Source organism: Thioalkalivibrio sp. ALJ3 (genome assembly GCF_000377205.1).
Lineage (GTDB): Bacteria > Pseudomonadota > Gammaproteobacteria > Ectothiorhodospirales > Ectothiorhodospiraceae > Thioalkalivibrio.
The window spans coordinates 141,340-162,823 of record NZ_KB897907.1 but is presented as its reverse complement, the minus strand read 5'-3'; the positions used below and the strand labels follow the sequence as shown (position 1 = coordinate 162,823).

The 21,484-nt window shown below is 64.8% G+C and carries 22 protein-coding genes; 15 read left to right on the top strand and 7 right to left on the bottom strand.

Annotated features, from left to right (window positions below; all coding sequences use genetic code 11):
* The first annotated feature begins 46 nt into the window (after positions 1-46).
* From C935_RS0107280 to C935_RS0107255, 6 genes are all read left to right on the top strand, one after another.
* A complete protein-coding gene (locus tag C935_RS0107280; RefSeq protein ID WP_026278710.1) occupies positions 47-631 on the top strand; it encodes a hypothetical protein in 585 nt (194 codons plus the stop codon).
* Positions 632-951: 320 nt separating this feature from the next.
* Positions 952-3,024 (top strand): SulP family inorganic anion transporter, encoded by a 2,073-nt coding sequence (locus C935_RS0107275; RefSeq protein ID WP_018861855.1) that lies wholly within the window; start codon positions 952-954, stop codon positions 3,022-3,024.
* A gap of 96 nt (positions 3,025-3,120) precedes the next feature.
* A complete protein-coding gene (locus C935_RS0107270; RefSeq protein WP_012982306.1) occupies positions 3,121-3,810 on the top strand; it encodes a Bax inhibitor-1/YccA family protein in 690 nt (229 codons plus the stop codon).
* A 65-nt stretch (positions 3,811-3,875) separates the two neighbouring features.
* Positions 3,876-4,856, top strand: a complete 981-nt coding sequence (locus C935_RS0107265) for a D-2-hydroxyacid dehydrogenase (RefSeq protein WP_018861854.1) — start codon at positions 3,876-3,878, stop codon at positions 4,854-4,856.
* Positions 4,843-5,085: a SlyX family protein gene (locus C935_RS0107260; protein ID WP_018861853.1), complete on the top strand. Its 243-nt coding sequence runs from the start codon at positions 4,843-4,845 to the stop codon at positions 5,083-5,085. The genes C935_RS0107265 and C935_RS0107260 overlap by 14 nt, the downstream gene beginning before the upstream one ends.
* 2 nt (positions 5,086-5,087) lie before the next feature.
* Positions 5,088-5,843: a class I SAM-dependent methyltransferase gene (locus C935_RS0107255; RefSeq protein ID WP_026278709.1), complete on the top strand. Its 756-nt coding sequence runs from the start codon at positions 5,088-5,090 to the stop codon at positions 5,841-5,843.
* A gap of 33 nt (positions 5,844-5,876) precedes the next feature.
* Here the strand turns inward: C935_RS0107255 and C935_RS0107250 are convergent, their stop codons facing one another.
* A complete protein-coding gene (locus C935_RS0107250) occupies positions 5,877-6,437 on the bottom strand; it encodes a hypothetical protein (protein WP_018861851.1) in 561 nt (186 codons plus the stop codon).
* Between the two features lie 130 nt (positions 6,438-6,567).
* Here C935_RS0107250 and C935_RS0107245 point away from each other — a divergent pair, with 130 nt between their 5' ends.
* From C935_RS0107245 to cyaY, 3 genes are all read left to right on the top strand, one after another.
* Positions 6,568-6,840 carry a hypothetical protein gene (locus C935_RS0107245; RefSeq protein WP_018861850.1) on the top strand — a complete coding sequence of 91 codons (273 nt, stop codon included), beginning with the start codon at positions 6,568-6,570 and terminating at the stop codon, positions 6,838-6,840.
* Between the two features lie 16 nt (positions 6,841-6,856).
* A complete protein-coding gene (locus C935_RS0107240) occupies positions 6,857-7,249 on the top strand; it encodes a DUF423 domain-containing protein (RefSeq protein ID WP_018868455.1) in 393 nt (130 codons plus the stop codon).
* Positions 7,250-7,347: 98 nt separating this feature from the next.
* Positions 7,348-7,671, top strand: coding sequence for an iron donor protein CyaY (cyaY, locus tag C935_RS0107235; protein WP_018861848.1), 324 nt, complete (start codon positions 7,348-7,350; stop codon positions 7,669-7,671).
* Between the two features lie 45 nt (positions 7,672-7,716).
* Here cyaY and C935_RS0107230 read toward each other — a convergent pair whose 3' ends face one another.
* The 5 genes from C935_RS0107230 to C935_RS0107210 form a co-directional block, all read right to left on the bottom strand.
* Positions 7,717-8,127, bottom strand: a complete 411-nt coding sequence (locus tag C935_RS0107230) for a hypothetical protein (RefSeq protein WP_018861847.1) — start codon at positions 8,125-8,127, stop codon at positions 7,717-7,719.
* A gap of 304 nt (positions 8,128-8,431) precedes the next feature.
* Entirely contained in the window at positions 8,432-9,466 is a 1,035-nt protein-coding gene (locus tag C935_RS0107225) for a thioredoxin fold domain-containing protein (RefSeq protein ID WP_018861846.1), read from the bottom strand.
* Between the two features lie 15 nt (positions 9,467-9,481).
* Positions 9,482-10,771, bottom strand: coding sequence for a serine--tRNA ligase (gene serS / locus C935_RS0107220; protein WP_018861845.1), 1,290 nt, complete (start codon positions 10,769-10,771; stop codon positions 9,482-9,484).
* A gap of 85 nt (positions 10,772-10,856) precedes the next feature.
* The gene (gene crcB, locus C935_RS0107215; RefSeq protein WP_018861844.1) at positions 10,857-11,273 is read right to left on the bottom strand and encodes a fluoride efflux transporter CrcB; all 417 of its coding nucleotides are present in this window, start codon (positions 11,271-11,273) and stop codon (positions 10,857-10,859) included.
* Entirely contained in the window at positions 11,270-11,704 is a 435-nt protein-coding gene (locus C935_RS0107210; RefSeq protein WP_018861843.1) for a CrcB family protein, read from the bottom strand. The genes crcB and C935_RS0107210 overlap by 4 nt, the downstream gene beginning before the upstream one ends.
* On the opposite strand from C935_RS0107210, the gene C935_RS13360 reads away from it, so the two are divergent.
* The 6 genes from C935_RS13360 to C935_RS0107185 all read left to right on the top strand — a co-directional run bounded on the left by C935_RS13360 (position 11,664) and on the right by C935_RS0107185 (position 20,729).
* A complete protein-coding gene (locus C935_RS13360) occupies positions 11,664-11,831 on the top strand; it encodes a hypothetical protein (RefSeq protein WP_196799772.1) in 168 nt (55 codons plus the stop codon). The two genes, C935_RS0107210 and C935_RS13360, sit on opposite strands and share 41 nt — an antisense overlap.
* Before the next feature lie 48 nt (positions 11,832-11,879).
* Positions 11,880-14,588 (top strand): cation-transporting P-type ATPase, encoded by a 2,709-nt coding sequence (locus C935_RS0107205; RefSeq protein WP_018861842.1) that lies wholly within the window; start codon positions 11,880-11,882, stop codon positions 14,586-14,588.
* 250 nt (positions 14,589-14,838) lie between these two features.
* A complete protein-coding gene (locus C935_RS0107200; protein ID WP_018861841.1) occupies positions 14,839-16,521 on the top strand; it encodes an NADH-quinone oxidoreductase subunit L in 1,683 nt (560 codons plus the stop codon).
* Between the two features lies 1 nt (position 16,522).
* The gene (locus tag C935_RS0107195; protein WP_018861840.1) at positions 16,523-17,275 is read left to right on the top strand and encodes a hypothetical protein; all 753 of its coding nucleotides are present in this window, start codon (positions 16,523-16,525) and stop codon (positions 17,273-17,275) included.
* Entirely contained in the window at positions 17,272-20,406 is a 3,135-nt protein-coding gene (locus tag C935_RS0107190) for a DUF2309 domain-containing protein (RefSeq protein ID WP_018861839.1), read from the top strand. Before C935_RS0107195 ends, C935_RS0107190 begins: the two co-directional genes overlap by 4 nt.
* Positions 20,403-20,729: a P-II family nitrogen regulator gene (locus C935_RS0107185; protein ID WP_018174440.1), complete on the top strand. Its 327-nt coding sequence runs from the start codon at positions 20,403-20,405 to the stop codon at positions 20,727-20,729. Before C935_RS0107190 ends, C935_RS0107185 begins: the two co-directional genes overlap by 4 nt.
* An 84-nt stretch (positions 20,730-20,813) precedes the next feature.
* Here C935_RS0107185 and C935_RS0107180 read toward each other — a convergent pair whose 3' ends face one another.
* On the bottom strand, positions 20,814-21,383 hold the full coding sequence (locus C935_RS0107180) for a cupin domain-containing protein (RefSeq protein WP_018861838.1): 570 nt from the start codon (positions 21,381-21,383) through the stop codon (positions 20,814-20,816).
* Positions 21,384-21,484: the final 101 nt, after the last annotated feature.

Genomic DNA, 21,484 nt, shown 5'->3' with positions numbered 1-21,484 from the left:
TGCCACTCATTAAGCTTCCCACCGTAATTTCACGAGGAGAATGATCATGACGAACCGTTTCCGGCCTCTCGCCGGTTTGATTGCCGCCGCCGCGCTCGCGCTGGCCAGCCCGCTGGTCATGGCCCAGGGCATGGGTCAGCAAGGCATGGGCCAGCAGGGGCAGCAGGAAGGCGGCGCCAATCCGCAAATGGAAATGCAGCAGCTGCAGCAGACCCTGGCCGAGACGCAGCAGCAGGCAATCGAAAACAACCCCGATCTGGAGCAAAAGGGCGAAGAGCTTGAAAACCTGGTCCTCGACAAGATGGAACAGGCTGGCTATCAGCCGCGTCAGGATCTCGAAACCCTGGAAGGTGCCGAAGAACGCCTGCGCGACCCGGATCTGAGCGCCGAGGAACGCCAGCAGGTAATCCAGTCCGAAGACGTCCAGCAGGCGCAGATGAACCTGCAGGAGGCCCAGCAGGCCGTCGCGCAGGACGAGGAGATCATCTCCGCCCAGGAATCGCTGCGCGAAGACCTCATGGCCGCGATGCGCGAAGAGAATCCGGAGATCGATGACATCATCGCGCGTCTGGAGAGCCTGCAGCAGGAAATGCAGCAGGGTGGCAGCCCGGGCATGGCACCCCCGCAGTAAGTCACACCTACACCTGACGCTACTGCGCCCCGATCGCCGCTGGTGACCGGGGCGTTTTTACATGGATCCTGCGTCCGCACGAGCCACAAATGCATTTCCTGTAGGCTATGTTTCGTATTGAATGTCTTTGATAGAAGAAAATAAGGCGGCGCTCTATAATCGCCCCTTCCCCCGACTGCGCCCGGCCTGAGCCCGGGCCAGAGATGGCTGCCAAAAGCGTGACGACGGCCCTGGCAGCCACACGGCCCGGGTACGCCGGGCATGCGGGATCGCTCGACGCGCCGTCGTCTACGTCACGAACAGGCCAAGCGAGTACCGCAATGAACCCGATCCTCCTGCGCATCTTTCCGTTCTTGAGCTGGCGTCCGACCAAACAAACGCTCAACGCGGATCTGATCGCGGGGATCTCCGTGGCACTGGTGCTGATTCCCCAGTCCATGGCCTATGCCCAGCTTGCCGGCCTCCCGCCGGTCTATGGCCTTTATGCCTCGCTGCTGCCGGTCATGGTCGCGGCGCTATGGGGGTCTTCGAATCAGCTCGCGACCGGCCCGGTCGCAGTGGTGTCGCTGCTCACCGCATCTGCCCTGGTGCCTCTCGCGGCCGAGGGCTCTTCCGAGTTCATCATGCTGGCGATCGCGCTGGCCCTGATCGTGGGCGTGATCCAGCTGGTCATGGGCCTTTTCAAGCTGGGCGCGCTGGTCAGTTTCATCTCTCACCCCGTGATCGTCGGCTTCACCAACGCCGCGGCGATCATCATCGGCCTGTCTCAGCTCAACAAGTTGCTGGGCGTACCGATCGACACGTCGGGCCACTTCCTGCTGGGCCTGTGGGGTGTCGTGCTCGAGTTGGGCAACACCCATTGGCCTACCCTCGCGTTTGGACTGGGCGCCATCGCAGTGATGGTGGGGATGAAGCGCGTCGCGCCCAAGATTCCCGGGGTGCTGGTCGCTGTCATCGTGACCATCCTGATCTCCTGGCTGATCGGCTACGAACGCAAGGCCGACTCCACGCTGGACCAGATCGCTCCGAACGAGATCGTCGAACTCGCGCAGCAGGTCGAGGACAAGCGGACCGAGAGAGCGGAACTCGAGGAGCGTATACGCCAACTGGAAGTGGAGATTGAGGAGGCCGCTCGCGGCGATGCGCCGGCCCTGCGCTTCCAGCAGGAACAGGTGCGACTGGCGCGCGACGAGCTGCGCGCCGAACTGGCCCCACTGCGCGAAGAACTGCGCGGTATTACATTGCGACGCCTCCCGGCGACCGACGACGAACCCGAGCGCTTTGTCGCCGATGACCACCTGACGGACGCCGAACGCGAGCGTGCCGAGCGCACCGCCTGGCGAATCGAGCGAGTGGACGGCAATGACGTGACCCTGAATGGCGGCGGTGCGGTCGTCGGCAACGTGCCCCAGGGCCTGCCCTCGATCTCGGCGCCGGAGATCAGCTTCGGCACCATCACCACGCTGCTGACCACCGCGTTCGTTATCGCGCTAGTCGGATTCACCGAAGCCATCGCGATCGCGAAGGCGATGGCCGCGCGCACCGGACAGCGCCTGGATCCCAGCAAGGAGCTGATGGCCCAGGGCATGGCCAACATCGCTGGCGGCTTTACCCAGGGCTACCCCGTTAGTGGGTCGTTCTCACGTTCGGCGGTGAACCTGAATTCCGGTGCGAGAACCGGCCTGGCCTCGGTTTTCACGGCCGTAATCATCGGCATCGCTTTGCTCTTCCTGACGCCGCTGATCTACCACCTGCCACAATCAGTGCTGGCAGCCATCATCATGATGGCCGTGGTCGGACTGATTAACTTCAAGGCAATCAAGCATGCCTGGGTGGCCAACAAGCATGACGGTACTGCAGCGGTCGTGACTTTTGTCGCCACACTGGCGATGGCCCCGAACCTGGACTACGGCATCCTGATAGGCGCCGGACTGGCCATCGTGCTGTACCTGTATCGCACCATGCAGCCACGCGTGTCCGAACTGGCCCGCTTTGAGGACGGGACCCTGCGCGAGGCCCAGCGCTACGGCCTGGAGACCAACGAAAAGGTTGGCCTGATGCGCTTCGACGGCTCGCTGTACTTCGCCAACGTCCCCTACTTCGAGGATGCGGTGTTGGATCTGCTGGCGCGCCACCCGCAGGCCAAGTATCTGATCGTGGTCGGCAAGGGCATCAACGAGATCGACGCCTCCGGCGAAGAAGTCATCCACCAGCTGGTCCACCGCCTGAAGGCGCGCGGCATCACCCTGGTCTTCGCCGGCGTGAAGGCGCAGGTCCTGGAGGTCATGCAGCGCACCGGGCTCGAGGACATCATCGGCAAGGACAACATCTTCAAGTCCACAGACCACGCGGTGAAGGAGATCTCCGAGCGCGTGGGGGAACCGATCAAGTGATGCCGGAAGCCCCCGCCACGGACGGCGAAAAGGGCTGCAACCACCGGCGTCAGTCGCTACACTGAGCAGGTTACGAACCCAATGAGGAGTTGACCCGTGTCCCGAGACCAGATCGTTCGCTCGAGTCGCAACCCGTCTAGCACTGGCTCCATCAGCGAGACCATCTCGACCAACAAGGTCATCCGCCAGACCTACATGCTGCTGTCGGTGACGCTGGCATTCAGCGCAGTGATGGCCTTCGTAGCGATGGCCGTGGGCGCCCCGGCGGTTCACTGGCTGGTCCTGCTGGCGGTGCTGATTGGCGGGCCGTTTGCCATCCATGCCGCGCGCAATTCCGCGCTCGGACTGGTGCTGACCTTCGCCTTCACCGGCGTGCTGGGCTTCTTCCTCGGCCCCATCCTGAGCATGTACCTGGGCCTGCCCAACGGGCCGCAGATCGTCGGCAATGCCTTTACCGCCACGGCGGTCGCCTTTGTCGCGCTGTCCGGCTATGCCCTGGCCACCAAGAAGGACTTCAGCTTCCTGGGTGGCTTCCTGGTGGTCGGCCTGATCGTCGCCCTGCTGGCGATTGTCGCCAACCTCTTCCTGGCGATCCCGGCGCTGTCGCTGACCATCTCGGCGGCCGTGGTACTTCTGCTGTCGGCGGCGATCCTGTTCGACACCAGCCGCATGATTCACGACCCGGAGGCCAACTACATCATGATGACGGTCTCGCTGTACGCGAACCTCTACGTGATGTTCCTCCACCTGCTGAACCTGTTCCACGCCTTCATGGGCGACAACTAACAGCAGCGGCTGACAAGCAAGCGATTCGGGCCCCGCGATGCGGGGCCCTTTTCCTTGGTACCGCCATGACTGGACTGCGACACGGGGTATTTCTCGACCTGTCCACGGTGGATCGTGACGACCTGGACCTCGCCCCCCTGCGCGAGGCCCTGCCCGATTGGGATCTGCACCCGCGTACGGAACCCGGGGATATCGCCGCTCGCATCGCGAATGCCGATGTCGTGGTCACGAACAAGGTCGTGCTCGACGAAACACTGCTCGCCTCGGCCACCAAGCTGAAGCTGATCTGCGCGGCGGCCACCGGCACCAACAATATCGATGTTGCCGCCGCAAACCGGCTAGGCATCACCGTCAGCAACGCGCGCGACTACGCAACGGGCTCCGTCGTGCAGCATGTATTGGCCCTGCTGCTGACGCTGGTCACGCGGCTGGACGACTATCGCGCCGATGTCCGCGCCGGCCACTGGAGTGCCTCCGAACAGTTCTGCCTGCTGGATCATCCGATCCGGACCCTGGCAGGCATGCGCCTGGGCATCATCGGCTATGGCGTACTGGGTCAGGCCACGGCGCGCGTGGCCCGAGCCTTCGGCATGCAGGTTCGGGTGGCCGCGACCCTGCGAAAAGCGGCGCCCTCGCCCGGGGATGACGAGGATCGAGTCCCGCTGCCGGAGCTCCTTGCGACCAGCGACGTGGTCAGCCTGCATTGCCCGTTGTCCCCCGAAACCCGCCACCTGATCGACGATGACGCGCTGCGGCGCATGCGTCCGGGGGCGATCCTGCTCAATACCGCGCGCGGTGGCCTGGTCGACCCCGAGGCCCTCGCACGCCATCTTCGGGCCGGAAGCCTGGGCGGTGCCGGCATCGACGTCCTGGAGCCCGAACCCCCGCCAGCGGACCACCCCCTGCTGGCAGCGGAAATCCCGAACCTCGTGCTGACGCCGCATACCGCCTGGGCAGCCCGCAGTGCCCGCCAGCGCGTGATCGAGGAGACTGCGACCAACATCCGCTCTTTCGCCAAGGGACAGCCCCGGCATGTCGTCAGCTGATCCATCCCGCACCGACCGCGAACTGATCGCACGGATCGAGGCGCTGGAGGTTCGCCTGGCCCATCAGGAGTACACCCAGGAAGAGCAGGCTCGCGTCCAGCATGAGCTCCAGCAGGACAACCAGGAGCTGCGCCGCCAGCTCCAGTGGCTCCGCGACCGGCTGCGGGAACTCGAGGACCAGGGCGGCGGCCCCGGAGACGGCAACGAGCCGCCTCCGCCGCACTACTGACCGTGACCCTTCAAGTCCGCGCAGAACCGGGGCAGGAGCCCCGAGCCCGGGAGGTCGAGCACTACTTGCAAGCCCACGGATATCGGCATCTGGGCGAGGCGCCCCTGGTACTGGAGGTCGGCGCGGACGGACTGTCGCTGACCCGCGAGGAAGGTCGGCGCGAACTGCGTCTACATCTGGACTTTGCCACCGGCCGTCAGGGGTATCGCCTGGCCCATAGCGGGCATCAGCGAGAGGGCCTGATCCGGGCCATGGGCAATATCCCGCGGGACAGCCATGTGGTGGACGCCACCGCCGGCCTGGGGCGCGATACGCTGCTGCTGGCCGCGCACGGCTTCCGCGTGGATGCCTGGGAACGCCAACCGGTTGTCTACCTGCTGCTGGCGGATGCCCTGCAGCGCGCCGCCCATGACGAGGCGCTGGCCTCGATCGTCGAGCGCATAACGCTACACGCGGGCCTGGCCACGCCGGCGAGCCTGAGCACGCCGCCCGTCGCCGCCGTGTTCGATCCCATGTTTCCGGAGCGGGCCAAGCGCGCCGCGGTCAAGAAGGACATGCAGCTGACCCAGGCCCTGATGGAAGGTGACCCGGACCCCGACCCGGAAAAGACGCTGCAGCGGCTACGCGAGGCAGCCACGCGGCGGGTCGTCGTGAAGCGGCCCCTGCATGCCCCCGCCCTGGGTCCCGACACGCCCCAGGGCAGCGTCAGGGGCAAGAGCGTGCGTTTCGACGTCTACGCACCCGCCGCGCACGCCTGAATCCGGCCCGCGGGCCCACCCCCACCTCACCGATTACGGACCACCCAGGATCAGCCGGTCGTCTCGGGAGAAGCGGTACTCAGGAATCGGCAGGTTTCGCCGGGCGTCCTGCCCGTCATACACCCGCCCGGCGGCGTCATAACGCCCCCCACGGCAGCGATCGACGAACCCACCGGACCAGTCCTCCGCCTCGTCCGGGTGCACCAGATCCAGCTCACAGCCGAGATCGGTGCTTTCGCCAATGACAACCAGCCACTCCGGTCTCAGACTGCGCAGCGGCAGTTCCAGTCCATCCGGCTGCTGGCCCCGCCGGGCACGTGGATCCACCAACTCCTCGTCCTCGCCCAGCGCCTGCTGAAGGGCTGAATCTCGGTGCAACACGAGGATGCGCCGACCCTCCCAGTTCAGCCGCTTGAGCTCGCCAGGGGCAATCGCATCCAGCTCCACGATGCGACGTTCGGTCTCGCCACCCCCCAGCATGGACAGCGCGTAGCTCCCCAGAATGCCGACGAACACGATCGCGGCGCCGAGCACCATCAGCTTCATGAGGACGCGCAGACGCATTCGGTTCAGGCTGTCGCCCGCGGGATGCATGTTTGTTCTCCGCTGTATACGAAATGTGCTTTGCGCCCGGCCGCCGTGCCTCTACACTACGCGCATGAACACGGCCAGACGCTCTGGAAGCCGCCACTATGTCGGCATCCACAACGACTTGTACGGCGGCATGACGCCGATCGGCAATATTATCCGCGATGCCTGGGTATTCGGCTTTCTGCCCGAGACCGAGACCTGCGAGGGCTGGGATGTAGGCCGCATCCAGCAGCTTCACGACCAGGTTAACGCGGAGTGGGACAAGTACGACCTGCGCATTACCAACCTTCCACCCGAGATTCGCGAGCGCCACACGCGCATCCACGATGCCGCCATCGAACGGGCCCGCGAACAGGGCTGGGTCGCCGGGCAGGACGTCGACAACGAGATGGGCGACGACGCCTAGCCTAGGGGAAACACTAATGCCAGGTACGGAAACCGAGCCGATGATCCGCGCGCTGGTCGTGATCGCGGCGCTGCTCGCCGCCGTCGCAGTGGTACTCGGTGCTTTTGGCGCGCACGCCCTGCAGGAACGACTGTCCGAGCGCGCGCTGGCCACCTGGCAGACCGGCGTCCAGTATCACTTCATCCACGCCCTCGCCCTGCTCCTGCTGGCGGCGCTGTGGTCGCACCTGGCCACCGGCTGGGCCACCGCCAGCGCCGTGGCCTTCGTGCTCGGCATCCTGCTCTTTGCCGGCAGCCTCTACGCCCTGGCCCTGGGCGCCCCGCGCGTACTGGGGGCCATCGCGCCACTGGGCGGCACCGCCTTTATCCTCGGCTGGCTGGGCCTGGCAATCGCCGCCTGGCGGGCATAGGAAGGTTTGCCCACGCCCGGAAGGCCAGTATCGCGTTCATCCGCTTTCTCTGACTTATACTGCCCGCGCCCAGAGGCAATAACCGAACCGAGAGACCCATGAGCCAGCCCTCCTTCGCCGTATTCGCCGAACAGACCCTCGACGAGATCTACAACTCCCTCAGCGACCAGGACGGTCTCGACGACCTGGACATCGACCTGATCGATGGTGTCCTGACCCTCGAGTTCGAGGACGGCGCGCAGATGATCCTGAACCGCCAAGAGGCCGCGCAGCAGATCTGGCTGTCCTCGCCCGAGGGGCCGGCCCACTTCGGCTACAACGAGGACGAAGATGCCTGGCTGGATGATCGCAACGGGGACGACCTGCGCGAGACTGTGGCCCGCGTGATCGGTCAGAAGCTGGGCGTGCGCGTCGAGCTATAGCGAGACGCTGATTGAGCGCGGACGTGCGATGAAATCAGCGTCTTCCTAGTCCCGGCGACCCGACCGGTCGTCTTCACTCTCCTCCGACGGCGCTTCAGGAGATCCCTCCTCGTCCAGTGCCCGCAGGTGAGCCTCAAGCTCGGCCAGCACCGGGTGCGGTCGGTCCTCTTCCAGCGCATTGTCCAGTGTCCGGGTCGCCTCCAGGGCTTCGGGGTCACCGCGAAGCGGCATACGCGCGATACCCAGTGCCAGCATGCGGAACTGGCGGAAGACCAGATAGCTGACGGTCGCGGTAATGAGCGCCGCCCACATCTGATCCTGGAACCACAGCCAGACGGCAATGCCGTAGCCGCTGAAGGTCAGCACAAAGATCCCCAGCGCGACACGGTGGGCACGGGCCACAATGCCCTCCAGCACCTCGCGGTTGCGCAGGACGAAGTCACGTTCGAAATGCATGCAGTACGGTCCTTAGGGAAACACTGATAAATGTACACGCTCGCGCTCGAGTCGCTTTTGCGTGCGAACAAGGCGCAGTGACTGCCGTGCAGTCATTCTGCACAAGGGAACCGCGACGCCGTTCCCACGCCAAAGAGGCCGAGCCCCTTTGGGGTTGACACCCCAGGTTCCCCGATCCTGCGTTGCGCCCCGCATTCATCAAAAACGGGCGGGTAGAACCACTACCCGCTACGCGACGCGACTTGTCTCGGAAAACCTGGGGTACCAATGCGAGTGTGTACATTCATCAGTGTTTCCCTTACGACTATGGTTGCTGGGCGCGCCAGCGTTCGAAGGTCGGATAATCCTCGTAACCGCGCGTGAGCACATAGTCCATCACGTTGCGCAGCCGGTTCAGGTGCACGACCGAGTCGATGCGGATGATCTCCTCGCCTGCCTCGTCGAAGAAGATCAGTGTCGGGGCCCAGTGCACGTCGAGTTCCGCCGCCCAGTCGCGCGGGTTGGTACGCTGACCATCCGGGGTCAGGACCGGCGTGTCACTGTCCTCGGCGTCCAGTTGTACGGCATCCATCAGGGCGATGCGGTCCAGCACCGCGTCTTCCTGCAACGGCTCGGTATGCAGGATATCGCAGGCATGGCAGGCCTCGCGCTCGAAGAACACTACCAAGGGGCGCTGAGCGCGGATCCTGCTGCGATCCAGCGCATACGGCTTGTTGATGAAGAAATCGCGCTCGTTGATGTCCTCGACATCGAACTTGGGCGGGGGGTCGGCGCGATCCAAGTACTCGCGGAAGCTCATCTCGCGGTCGTGGCGTTCGGTCACGTAGTCGAGCAGCGCGCGGAAACGATATGGCGGATAATAGCCGCGCATCTGGTGGATGCGCTCGCCCTCGGCGTCATAGAAAGCAATCGAAGGCGTAAAATTAAGCCTCTGTTCTGAGGCGTATTCGCGCTCGAACCTGACCTTGCCATCAAGCCCGGTGACCTCGCGGCTCCCGAGGACGTCGATCGCCACCACGTCGAAGTTGTCCGATAGCTGCGCGCGAATGTCGTCTTTCTCGAAATTCACCTCGAACAGGGCCTCGCAGTACGGACAATCGTCCATCCCGTAGTACACCGCCAGCCCCTGTTTGCCACGCTCCACCGCGCGCTCCAGGTCTTCCGGCAAGTCGAGGAAACTGAGTTCAAACCAGTCCGGGGTGTGCAGGCCGATGATGCGCGGCGCATCGTCGAAATCGAAACCCTCCTCGATCTCGGCCTGTGCCCACAGCGGCCAGCACAGCAACAGCGCCAGCAGACTGACGAACGCACCTAGCTTTCCGAATTGGCTCACATCCACCCCAACTGAATCAACTTACTGTTCAGACGGCGGTTTCAGGATCGAGGTTCCACCGAGATAGGGACGCAGCCGCTCCGGGACCGTGATCGAGCCGTCGACCTGCTGGTGATTCTCGAGCAGCGCGACCAGGGCCCGGCCCACCGCGACGCCGGACCCGTTGATGGTATGCACCAGCTCGGGCTTGCTGCCTGCTTCCGGGCGGAAGCGCGCCTGCATGCGCCGCGCCTGGAAGGCCTCGAAATTGGAGCACGAGGAGATCTCGCGGTAGGCCTGCTGACCCGGCAGCCAGACCTCCAGGTCATAGGTGCGCGCGGCCGCAAAGCCCATGTCGCCCGTGCTCAGCAGCACCACGCGGTAGGGCAGCTCCAGCGCCTGCAGCACCGCCTCCGCGTGCCCGAGCAGCTCTTCCAGGGCCGCGTCGGACTGTTCCGGATGCACCACCTGCACCAGCTCCACCTTCTCGAACTGGTGCTGACGGATCAGGCCGCGGACGTCACGCCCGTAGCTGCCTGCCTCCGAGCGGAAGCACGGGGTGTGGGCGGTCATCTTCAGCGGCAACGCACCAGCATCGAGGATCTGCTCTCGCACCAGGTTGGTCAGTGTGACCTCTGCGGTCGGGATCAGCCGGAAACGCTGGTCGCAGTCCACCGAGAACAGTTCCTCGTCGAACTTGGGCAGCTGACCCGTTCCCTCCAGCGACTCCGGGTTCGCCAGGTACGGGACATAGGTCTCCTGGTAGCCATGCTGCTGGGTGTGGAGGTCGAGCATGAACTGGGTCAGTGCCCGGTGAAGACGCGCCATCTCGCCGCGCATCACCACAAAGCGGGAGCCGGCCACGCGTACCGCCGCCTCGAAATCCAGCCAGCCGCCGGGCAGACCCAGATCCACATGGTCACGGGGCTCGAAGTCGAATTCGCGCGGGGTGCCCTCGCGACGCAACTCGACGTTCGTCTCCTCGTCCTGGCCGACGGGCACGTCCTTCTGCGGCAGGTTCGGGATGCGCATCAGCAGCGCGTCCAGCTCCTGCTGCACGGCGTGCAGATCGGCCTCGCACTGCTTGAGCTCGTCACCCAGACGGCCGACCTCGGCCTTCAGGGGCTCGATGTCCTCTCCCCGCGCCTTGGCCTGGCCGATCCCCTTGGAGCGGGTATTGCGCTCGTTCTGGAGTTCCTGGGTGCGAACCTGGAGATCCTTGCGCCGCGCTTCCAGCGACTCGAAGCGCTCCCGGTCGAGCTCGAAGCCGCGGCTGGCCAGGGCCGCCACGGTCGCGTCAAGGTCCTGGCGCAGACTGCGAATATCCAGCATGTCGGTCATCCGTTCACAAACGACCGGGAAGTCTACGGTCGCGGCCGCGCCCCGTCCATGGCTGGGCCGTCAGGCCCGCTCGGCCTCAGCCACGTAACGCGGCGGCATTCCAGCGGCGCCCCTGCGCGCTGCCCAGCCACACGCCCGCCAGCCACAGCACCAGAGATACGGACACATACAGCGCCGCACGTCCGGGATCGCCCGTCTCCAGCAACCACAGGCTCTCCAGGCTGAATACCGAGAAGGTCGTAAAGCCCCCGCAGAAGCCGGCCAGGACAAACTGGCGGATCACCGGATCGGCGGGCCGGCACCCCTCCGGGGCACTGATCACGGCGTAAAGCCCGATCAGCCAGGACCCGGCCACATTCACCGCCAGCGTGTCCCAGGGAAACCCGGCCCCCATCAGGTGCAGCCCGGTCCACGACAGGGCATAGCGCGCCATGCTGCCCAATGCGGCGCCCAGGGCGACGAACGCGGACAGGCGCAGCGAGTACCCCGTCATCCCGCGCCACCCGCGGCACGGCCCAGGACATGGCCGACAAACACCAGCGTCAGCCCACCGCCCAGTGTCAACAGGACGTAGGCAATCGCCGGGCGCCAGCCGTCGCGTTCCGCAACACCCACCGTCTGCAGGCTGAACGAGGAGACCGTGGTGAAACTGCCGAGCACTCCCACCACCAGCAACAACCAGAGCCAGGACGCTCCGGAGGGGTCCGCCACGACCCCAAGCACCACGCCGATCAGCAGCGCGCCCGAGGCGTTCACGGCCAGCGTTCCCCACGGGAAACGGCCTCCGGTGTGGTTATCAATCCACTGCGACAGCCAGAAGCGCGCCAGCCCTCCCAGCGCGCCCCCTGCCCCCACCAGCACAAGGCCCTCCCACCAGACGATCATGGCGGCATTGTCTGTGCCCGCAGCCGCCCTGTCGAGCATTTGCATTCGGCGCGGCGATTCACCGCCCTCCACGGATCTGTTCAAATGCAATTTGGCCATGCTTTGGCTCACGCTGGTGCGCCTGTTCATCGACAAGCCCTGCCACATCGCCTTTCCCGGCGCGTGATCGGGACAACCGGAAGCAATGCACAGCCTCCACCCATCAGGGGTACACATGAGCGATCGCGAATCAGACCGCGACTGGCACAGCCGGGGTGCCGATCGGACCCTGGATGCCCTTGGTACCAACGCTGACGGCCTGAATAGCGAAACCGCCCAGCAGCGGCTGGAAGAACACGGGTACAACCGGCTGCCCCAGCCGCCACGCCGTGGACCGCTGATGCGCTTTCTGGGGCAGTTTCACAACGTACTGATCTACGTACTGATCGCCGCAGCCGTTGGCACAGCGCTCCTTGGTCACTGGCTGGATACCGGCGTGATCCTCGGGGTGGTGCTGATCAATGCCACCATCGGCCACATCCAGGAGGGCAAGGCCGAAAAGGCCCTCGAAGCCATCCGCGGGATGCTCTCGCCCCAGGCACAGGTGCTGCGCGACGGACAACGCCGCAGCATCCCCGCCGAGAAGCTCGTCCCCGGCGATATCGTCTATCTGCAGGCCGGAGACCGAGTCCCGGCTGATCTGCGCTTGATCGGGGCGCACAATATGCGGGTCGACGAGGCCACGCTGACCGGCGAGTCGATCGCCAGCGACAAACAGACCGACCCCGTGGACAGCGACACCGATCTTGGCGACCGTCGGTCCATGGCCTACTCCGGGACCCTGGTCGCCTCCGGCCAGGGGCGCGGCGTAGTGGTGGCCACGGGCGCCAATACCGAGATCGGCCACATCTCCACCCTGCTCGGCGAGGTCGAGAGCGTTACCACCCCGCTGCTTCAGCAGATCGCCCAGTTTGGCCGCTGGTTGTCGGTCGCGATTGGAGTACTGGCCTCACTTACCTTTGCATTCGGGTTCTGGGTGCGCGACTACGACCTGGTGGAGACCTTCCTCGCCGCCGCCAGCCTGGCAGTGGCGGCGATCCCGGAGGGCCTTCCGGCGATCATGACCATCACCCTGGCAATCGGGGTGCAGCGCATGGCTGCCCGTCACGCGATCATCCGCCGCCTGCCGGCGGTGGAGACCCTCGGCTCGGTTACCACCATCTGCTCGGACAAGACCGGCACCCTCACCCGTAACGAGATGACGGTAAAAAGCATCATCACCACCCAGGCGGAGTACGAGCTGGGCGGGGTGGGCTACGAACCGCACGGCGGGATCACCCGCGACGGCCAGGAGGCCGACCCGGAGACCGACCCCCTGCTGGCCGAGGTGCTGCACGGCATCCTCCTGTGCAACGACGCCGAGGTCTACCGCAAGGACGACACATGGACCATGGAGGGCGACCCCACCGAAGGCGCCCTGATCACCGCGGCGATGAAGGGCGGGCTGGAGCCGAAGCTCGTGAACAAGGAATTCGTGCGCGACGACGTGATCCCGTTCGAATCGTCCTACAAGTTCATGGCCACCCTGCACCACGATCATGAGGGGCACGCCTTCCTCTTCCTCAAGGGCGCGCCGGAACGCGTACTGGCGCTGTGCAGCCACCAGCGCACCAACGATGAGGATGAACCGCTGGACACCGAACACTGGCAGCAGTGGATGGATGATGTCGCCTCCCGCGGTCAGCGCCTGCTCGCTCTCGCTACCCGGCGCGTGGAAGGGCACTGCCAAGAACTCGAGTTCGCCGACATCGAGAACGGAGGGCTCACCCTGGTCGCTGTCTGCGGGATCATCGACCCGCCGCGCGAAGAGGCGATCGAAGCGGTAGCCCACTGTCAGGGGGCCGGGATCCGCGTGAAGATGATCACCGGCGATCACGGCGTCACCGCACGGGCGATCGCCGACGAACTGGGCATCAGCACCGAAGGCGGTGTGGTGGTCGGCCACGAACTGGACGACACCTCGGACGATGACCTCAAGGCGATGGTCCAGCGGGTCGACGTATTTGCCCGCACCACACCGGAGCACAAGCTACGGCTCGTTCGCGCGATTCAGAGCCACGGCGACGTGGTGGCAATGACCGGTGACGGCGTAAACGACACCCCTGCACTCAAACGCGCCGATGTTGGCGTGGCCATGGGGCTGAAGGGCACCGAGGCCGCACGCGAGGCCTCCGCAATGGTGCTGGCCGACGACAACTTCGTCTCCATCGCCAATGCGGTCGAGGAAGGCCGCACGGTCTATGACAACCTGAAAAAGGCGATCATGTTCCTGCTGCCCAGCAACGGGGGACTGGCCTTTACGATCGTCGCTGCCATTTTGCTGGGTCTGACCCTGCCGCTAACCCCGGTGCAGGTCCTGTGGGTCAACATGGTCAGTGCGGTTACCCTCGGACTGGCGCTGGCCTTCGAACCGACCGAGCCGGGCGTGATGCAACGCCCTCCTCGCCCGCCCAATACGCCTATCTTGTCCGGCTTCCTGCTCTGGCGCGTCAGTTTCGTGTCCACCCTGCTGGTCGCCGGCGCCTTTGGCCACTTCCTGTGGCTGGAGCAGCAGGGGGCCGAACACGAGTTCGCCCGTACGGTGGCCATCAACACCCTGGTCATGGGGCAGCTGTTCTTCATGCTTACCAGCCGCTCTCTTCTGGCGCCCGCTCTCAGCCATGCAAGCCTCGTCGCCAGCCGGCCGGCCCTGATCGCAATCGGGATCCTGATCGTACTCCAGAGCCTCTTTACCTATGCCCCGCCACTGCAACTCCTGTTCGGCACCACCGCCATCGGACCGCAAGAGTGGCTGCGCATCCTCGCGTTCGGCCTGATCCTGTTCACTCTGGTCGAGCTCGAAAAAACGGTGCTGCGACGCCGTGGTTTCAACCCCCACCAGTAGACGGCCGCCGGGCTGGCTCCAGGCCTGATCGCGGTGTCCGGCTTGTTCAGCCACCTGACGGTGCGGATGTTCCGGGGCCGCACACGCGTCATCACTGTCAGGCCGCCCGTGACGAAAGCCCAGACTTTGCAATCCGCCTCCTGTTCTACTTCCGAACCCCGTGGGTTTGAGGGCCGCTTTACCCTATTATCCGGGGAGTAGCAGTAAACGCCCCGACGGTCAGTCAACAGCCCCAAGAGTGGTCAAGACGATGATCGAGACGCAGTGGCTGATCCCTCTCCTCCCCTTTCTCTCGGCGTTACTGGTCCAGTTGTCTGGTGCCCGGCTGGGCAAGCGCGTCGCGCAACTGAGTGTCGGCATCAACCTGGTCGTGGTGCTGGTGGCTGCATTCCAGCTGACCGCCTACATCGTCAACGACACAGGGCCCCAATGGGCGGCCCTCGCCGGCGGTTTGGGCAGCCTGCAGATCGACCCGCTGAGCGCGATCATGGCGCTGGTGGTCGCCGGCATCAGTCTGGTGGTCCACATCTACTCGATCCGCTACATGATCGAGGAGCCGGGCTACGCCCGCTTTTTCATGCTGCTGGACCTGATGACCGGCTCGATCCTGCTGATGGTCATGGCCGGCGATCTGATCACCCTGCTGGTGGCCTGGCACCTGATCGGCGTCTTCCTCTATTTCCTGCTGGCGCACAACACCGAACCCGTCAACGCGCAGCGCTACGCGTTCTGGACGTTCATTACCTATCGCCTGGGTGACCTGCCGCTGGTACTGGCCGCGATGGTGCTCTTCCAGGCCTACGGGGCGCTGGACTTCCCCACCCTGTTCGCCCGCATCGAAGCGACGCCGGACGCCCGTACGTTCCTGGACCTGCCGGTCGCCGGAACCGTGGCCTTCCTGGTGGCGCTGGCGGCGTTTGCCAAATCCGCTCAGTTTCCGTTGCACACCTGGCTGCCCTATTCCATGGAGGGACCGACACCGGTTTCGGCATTGATGCACGCGGGTATCGTCAACGCCGGCGGCATCATCATCAATCGCTTCGCGCCGGTATTCGTCCACAGCAGCGAGGTCCTGCATCTGCTGTTCATCGTGGGCCTGTTCACGGCGGTACTCGGTTCGATGCTGATGCTCGCGCAGAACGACATCAAGAAGTCGCTGGGCTATTCCACCGTGGGCCAGATGGGCTTCATGATCATGGAGACCGGTGCGGGTGCGTTCGCGCTGGCGATCTTCCACCTGATTGCCCACGGCCTGTTCAAGGGAACCCTGTTCCTCGGTGCCGGCAAGGTGATCGGCGCCGCGCGCAAACACGACGGCGTGCCCAACGATCCCCTCTACGACTTTCTGGTCGAACGCAAGTCGGCCCCGGCCCGACTGCCGTGGCTGTTGATCGGGGCTGCGATGCTGATCGTGCCGCTGGTGATCCTGGTGCTGGCACACTACTGGGTAGCCCCGGACTTCTTCCAGAAACAGGGCGCGATCGTGCTCCTGTTCTTTGGCTGGATCACGGGCGTCCAGGTGCTGTTCGCCACGCACCGGCTGGATACCGGCAATCCCTTGCGCATGATGGCCCTGATCGTCCTGTCATTCGCGGTGATCGTGGTCGGCTACAGCTTTGTCGGGCACAGCTTCGAGGGCTTCCTGTATCCGGATGCCGAGTTCCGCGAAGCGCTTTATACCGCGGCAGGCATCGACCAAATCACCTTCGGTGTGCTGATCGCGCTGCTGGCGCTGGTCATGGTGGCCGGGTGGATGGGCGCCTATCTGACCCACGTGCGCCGCCAGCGAGTCGACCGCGAACATGGACGAACCTGGCTGACGCTGTACTCGCTGTTCTCCCGCGAGTTCTACGTCGCCGAGCTCTACACTCGCATGACAGTCTCGCTGCTGGCGCTGTCCCGGCGCCTGAATCTCTGGCTGAGGTGGGGTTGAGATGTCCGCTCTGCTGATCCTCGTCGCGGCATTCTTCCTGCCACTGTTCCCGATGAGCCTGGCGTTCAATGCGCTGGCTGCGCGCATCACCAACACCTACGTGCAGGTGGCGCTTTTCGTGGCCTGGCCGCAGATCGGCGTGGCACTGATCCTGTGGGGTGATATCGCACCATTCGCTGGAGTGCTTGTCGTCTGGGCGACCCTGAGTGCGATCCTGTACGCCTTTCGCCTGTTGACCATCCGCGACGTCGGGCGCTGGGCGGCCTTGCTGGCCAGCTCCACCTGGCCCCTGGTGTGGCTGTTCGCCTTGCAGCTGCCGGCTGAAACGGACGTGATCGGCTTCGCCCTCGCGATGACAGCCGCCCCGTTGCTGATGCTCCTGGTACGCGATGCGCTTGTTCGACGGCTGGAGACCGCCTATACCGGACTGCATGGCGGACTGGCGCGGGATCTCCCCCGCCTGTCGGGCATGATCGTGGTAGCCACGCTCTGCGCAATGGCCCTGCCACTGTTCCCCGGCTTCTTCGCTCTGCTGACGCTGCTGGGTGGTGCCACGCCCGGGGCTGCCCTCGGGGTCCTGCTGACCTGGTTGCTGTGGAGCTGGGCAGGGGCGCGGCTGCTGCAAGGAACAGTGTTCGGGCCGCGCAGTGGCGCCATCGCCGAGGACCTGCCGGCCACATCGGTATGGGCCTTCGCCGGACTGGTGGCATTGCTGGTGGTATCCGGACTGCTGTGGACTGGAGGTGTCCCGTGAAGCTGACCCTCGGACGCAAGCTCAAGATCCGCTCGATGGTGCACATGGCGGCCGAGCCGATTGCCAACTTCTGGCCCATGCGCACCTTCATCCATCACAACCCGCTTCACGGGCTGGAGGACCTGCCGTTCCCGGACGCGATCCGGCGCGGTGAAGAGCTGTTTCACGGGCGGGGATTCCTGCCCCGAGCCGACTACCAGCGATTGTTCCGCGAGGGCCGCGTGGACCGCGACACCCTCGAGGCGCGCGTCGATGCCGCTCTTGAGAGCCACCCGGCCCTTAGGGCGATTGGCGGGCTCGACCTGCTCTGCACGCTGCTGACCGAATGCCATGATCCGGTGATCACGCCGCGCACGCTCGCCGATGCCGACGACGTGGCGGCCGCCCTGAACGGTCGCGAACACACACCCTCTGCGACGGATACCGGGATACTCGCCAAACGGCTGCACGCAGCGTTTCCGGCTATGCGGCCGCTCTACGAGGCGCTCGATTCGCTGTTCGGCACACGTGTCGGGCCCACGCTGGACGAACAACTGATCAGGATCTGCCTGGACTACTTCGACGAAGGTCAGTCGGCATGGCAGATGCCCGGCCGCGAACAAGGCCTGTTCGCCGCGTGGAAGACCGTCGTCCATCACCATCCGCGCCTGTTCCTGCGCGGCCAGCACACTCACAAAATCCTGGCGGAGTGTGACAGTCCCGAGGCGATCATCGCCCATGTCCTGGACGCGATCGGGATCCCCGAAGAGGCCTGGCCCGATCTGATCGTTCACGAACTGACTCGCCTGCACGGCTGGGCCGGCTTCATCCGCTGGCGCTCGACGGCAAGCCACTATCACTGGGCACGCGAACATCCGGCCGACCTGATTGATTTCCTGGCCATCCGCCTGGTGCTCGCGCTGTCGCTGATCCGCGAACATGGCCGTCGGCACAAGTTGCCCGGTGACCGCAAGGCGCTCGAGGCCTTCCTGACCGAGCGGCCCGGCGAGGCCTACCTGCGCCACGAACTGTTCACCGGAGCCGTACTGCCGACTCAGGCCGAGCTTGTCGAAGACGCCATCGCGCGTGGCAGGCCGGCCGAGATCGCCCGGCAGCTGGAGCATTACCTGCCGGCCAAACGCCGCGCGGAAAGCCGCGACCAGGCCCGCGCGCTTCACGCCCTGGCGTCGCTCGCCGGGAATCCCTCGCTGTTTGACGGGCTCGAGCGCGGACAGCTTCACGCCGTGCTGGAACAGCTTGGCGAGTTCGAGCGGCACGAGGGTATGGTCTGGCTGGAGGCCATGGAGGCGACCTACCGCCGCAGCGTTCTGTCCGGCCTGAGACTCGAACCGCCCGCGCCGCGCGAAAAACGCCCGTTCGCGCAGTTGCTGTTCTGCATCGACGTGCGTTCCGAACGTGTCCGGCGTCAACTCGAGACCATCGGCGACTACCAGACCTACGGCATTGCCGGCTTCTTCGGGGTACCGGTGAGCTTCATCGCGCTCGGCAAGGGCAGCGAGGATCACCTCTGCCCGGTCGTGGTCACACCGAAAAACCTCGTGCTGGAGGTGACCACGGGCGCCGAGCAACTGGACCTGGACCTGTACTCCTCGGCGGAATACCTGCTGCACGACCTGAAGCACTCCGTGCTGTCGCCGTATTTCACCGTCGAGGCCATTGGTCTGCTGTTCGGATTCGACATGATTGGCAAGACCGTCGCACCGGCGGCCTACCACCGATGGCGTGACAAGATCGAGTCGGACCAGCCCTCGACTCGTCTGATGGTCGACAAGCTTACCCGTGAACAGGCGGATTCGGTGGTTCGCGCCCAGCAGCGGGTCATCATCGTTCAGGCGATTCACCAGCAGTTCGACATCGAACGCGAAGCGATCACCGACTCCATGATCCGCGAGTTGCGCGAGACGGCAATGGGAAACAGCAGCGGACCGACCGTCTTCGCCCGCGAATTCGGCCTGAGCGAGAGTGCCGAGTGGGATTTCATCAAGACCTTGCGGAGCGACTATCGGATCAACCGTTCCTATGCCCATATGCAGCTCGAGCGACTGGGACGAATCGGCTTTTCCCTCGAAGAGCAGGCCTACTTTGTCGCCCAGGCGCTGCGCTCCATCGGCCTGACCGAACAGTTCTCGCGTTTCATCATCCTCACGGGGCACGGCAGCCAGTCGGACAACAACCCCTACGAATCGGCGCTGGACTGCGGTGCCTGCGGCGGCAGCCACGGTATCGTCAGCGCGCGAGTACTCGCACACATGGGCAACAAGCCCGAGGTTCGCCGGCGACTGCGGATCCAGGGCATCGACATCCCCGATGACGCCTGGTTTCTGCCCGCCATGCACAACACCACATCCGACGAGATCCGGCTGCATGATCTCGACCTGCTGCCGGCCAGCCACCTGGTCTATCTCGAGCGCTTGCGCAACGGCCTGCGCGCCGCCACGCGCCGAACGGCACGCGAGCGGCTGCAGACCCTGGAACCGGATCTCGAGGACGCCCCCGATACCATAACGGCCGCTCGGCGGGCACGACGCAACACGGTCGACTGGGCCCAGGTCCGCCCCGAATGGGGCCTGGCACGCAATGCGGGCTTCATCATCGGCCGGCGACACCTGACCGCGGCGAGCGACCTGCAGGGACGCACGTTCCTGCATTCCTACGACTATCGCGTCGACCCCAAAGGCCGACTCCTGGAAAGCATTCTCACCGGCCCGCTGATCGTCGCCCAGTGGATCAACATGGAGCACTATTTCTCGGCGGTCGACAACGAACGCTACGGTTCAGGCAGCAAGGCCTACCATAACGTCGCCTGTCGCGTCGGGGTGATGACCGGCAACCTCTCGGACCTGCGCACCGGCCTGCCCGCCCAGACCGTACTCTACGACGGGCTGCCCTACCACGACCCGATCCGGCTGCTGGCCCTGATCGAGGCCCCACTCGCGCATGCGCGCCGGGCCATTGAAAACGTGCCCAAGGTCCGGAGCCTGATTGCGAATGGCTGGGTACTGTGCGTCATCCTCGACCCGGAAACCGACCGGCTGTACCGATTCGCCGACGGCGACTGGCGCGAGGAACCCCCGCCCCGTTCCACACAAGATGCGGCCGACCGACCTGCCGTGGAGGAAAACCGCGCATGAACGACCTGAATCTCAAATCACTGAAAAAGATCGAGATCATTCTCGAAGGCGAACACCAGGCGTTTGCCACCGATCTGCTGGATCGGGCGGGCGTCAAGGGCTACACCATCATCGGCAATCTCTCCGGCAAGGGTAGCCAGGGCTTCCACTCGGGGCACCTGATGTTCAACGAGGACGAAGTCCTGATCATGATCATCGCGGCGATCCCCGAAGAACTGGTCGAGCCGATCCTCGAAGGGTTCACGCCCTTCTTCAACCAGCACAGTGGTGTCGTCTTCATCTCCGACATCCAGGTCAGCCGCCTGGTGAAGTTCAAGGGCTGAAAGCGAGCGCCGTGCCTTCTGCACACGGCTCAACGACAACCACGGCCGCCCCCGTCACGGCCGTGGTGGCCGAACATCACCTCCTCAATGTCCCTGGAGCCGGCTTTCGTCCGTGCGCTCAATACCGCACTTCTCGTCCAGTTCGGAGTTGTCGTCCGCGTCGACGGGCATCGTCAGCGGACCCTCTTCCGGAACCCCAAGCAGCGTGGCAATCACCACCGTGGGCTCATCCCGGCTGGGGTTGTAGGCCGTGTGCACACTGTTCCCGGGATCGACCAGGGCCATGCCGGGTTCAAGCTCGCGCCTTACACAGTCCTCCGCGAACATGAATACGAATTCACCTTCCGTGACCATGATGAGTACCGTCCCCGGATGGGTATGCCAGGGAAACACGGCCCCCGGCTGGATGGTGAACTCGAATACGCTGACATTCGATGCGTCTTCAATGTCGAAGGTCTTCCTGGGCAAACCGTCGAGCTCCTGCGTGATCTGCATCGAGACTTCGCCGCTAAAGGCGTGACGTTCGGTCAATGGCTTGGCCGTGATCGGATCGGGGTCCGCGTGTGCCAGTGGCGTGGCCAGGAGCACCAGCAGCGTAAACGCCGTGAGGGATATGGCGGCTCTGGTCCTGGCAAGGAATCCGGGATTGTTCATGACATTCTCCTTTGAGTTTGTTTGGGGCGAGCACTCCCCGACAGCGGCACCCTCGGCGCCGTATGTCGCGCACGCACTCCGTGCGGCTTGATGTGGAAGGA

Excerpts from the sequence above, each read along its gene's own strand:
- C935_RS0107260 (WP_018861853.1), top strand. The coding sequence starts at position 4,843 with ATGTCGTCAGCTGATCCATCCCGCACCGACCGCGAACTGATCGCACGG.
- C935_RS0107245 (WP_018861850.1), top strand. The coding sequence starts at position 6,568 with ATGACGCCGATCGGCAATATTATCCGCGATGCCTGGGTATTCGGCTTT.
- C935_RS0107230 (WP_018861847.1), bottom strand. The coding sequence starts at position 8,127 with ATGCATTTCGAACGTGACTTCGTCCTGCGCAACCGCGAGGTGCTGGAG.
- C935_RS13360 (WP_196799772.1), top strand. The coding sequence starts at position 11,664 with ATGGCGGCATTGTCTGTGCCCGCAGCCGCCCTGTCGAGCATTTGCATT.
- C935_RS0107240 (WP_018868455.1), top strand. The coding sequence starts at position 6,857 with ATGCCAGGTACGGAAACCGAGCCGATGATCCGCGCGCTGGTCGTGATC.
- crcB (WP_018861844.1), bottom strand. The coding sequence starts at position 11,273 with ATGACGGGGTACTCGCTGCGCCTGTCCGCGTTCGTCGCCCTGGGCGCC.
- cyaY (WP_018861848.1), top strand. The coding sequence starts at position 7,348 with ATGAGCCAGCCCTCCTTCGCCGTATTCGCCGAACAGACCCTCGACGAG.
- serS (WP_018861845.1), bottom strand. The coding sequence starts at position 10,771 with ATGCTGGATATTCGCAGTCTGCGCCAGGACCTTGACGCGACCGTGGCG.
- C935_RS0107250 (WP_018861851.1), bottom strand. The coding sequence starts at position 6,437 with ATGCATCCCGCGGGCGACAGCCTGAACCGAATGCGTCTGCGCGTCCTC.
- C935_RS0107195 (WP_018861840.1), top strand. The coding sequence starts at position 16,523 with ATGTCCGCTCTGCTGATCCTCGTCGCGGCATTCTTCCTGCCACTGTTC.
- C935_RS0107185 (WP_018174440.1), top strand. The coding sequence starts at position 20,403 with ATGAACGACCTGAATCTCAAATCACTGAAAAAGATCGAGATCATTCTC.
- C935_RS0107205 (WP_018861842.1), top strand. The coding sequence starts at position 11,880 with ATGAGCGATCGCGAATCAGACCGCGACTGGCACAGCCGGGGTGCCGAT.
- C935_RS0107180 (WP_018861838.1), bottom strand. The coding sequence starts at position 21,383 with ATGAACAATCCCGGATTCCTTGCCAGGACCAGAGCCGCCATATCCCTC.
- C935_RS0107200 (WP_018861841.1), top strand. The coding sequence starts at position 14,839 with ATGATCGAGACGCAGTGGCTGATCCCTCTCCTCCCCTTTCTCTCGGCG.
- C935_RS0107265 (WP_018861854.1), top strand. The coding sequence starts at position 3,876 with ATGACTGGACTGCGACACGGGGTATTTCTCGACCTGTCCACGGTGGAT.
- C935_RS0107280 (WP_026278710.1), top strand. The coding sequence starts at position 47 with ATGACGAACCGTTTCCGGCCTCTCGCCGGTTTGATTGCCGCCGCCGCG.
- C935_RS0107275 (WP_018861855.1), top strand. The coding sequence starts at position 952 with ATGAACCCGATCCTCCTGCGCATCTTTCCGTTCTTGAGCTGGCGTCCG.
- C935_RS0107210 (WP_018861843.1), bottom strand. The coding sequence starts at position 11,704 with ATGCTCGACAGGGCGGCTGCGGGCACAGACAATGCCGCCATGATCGTC.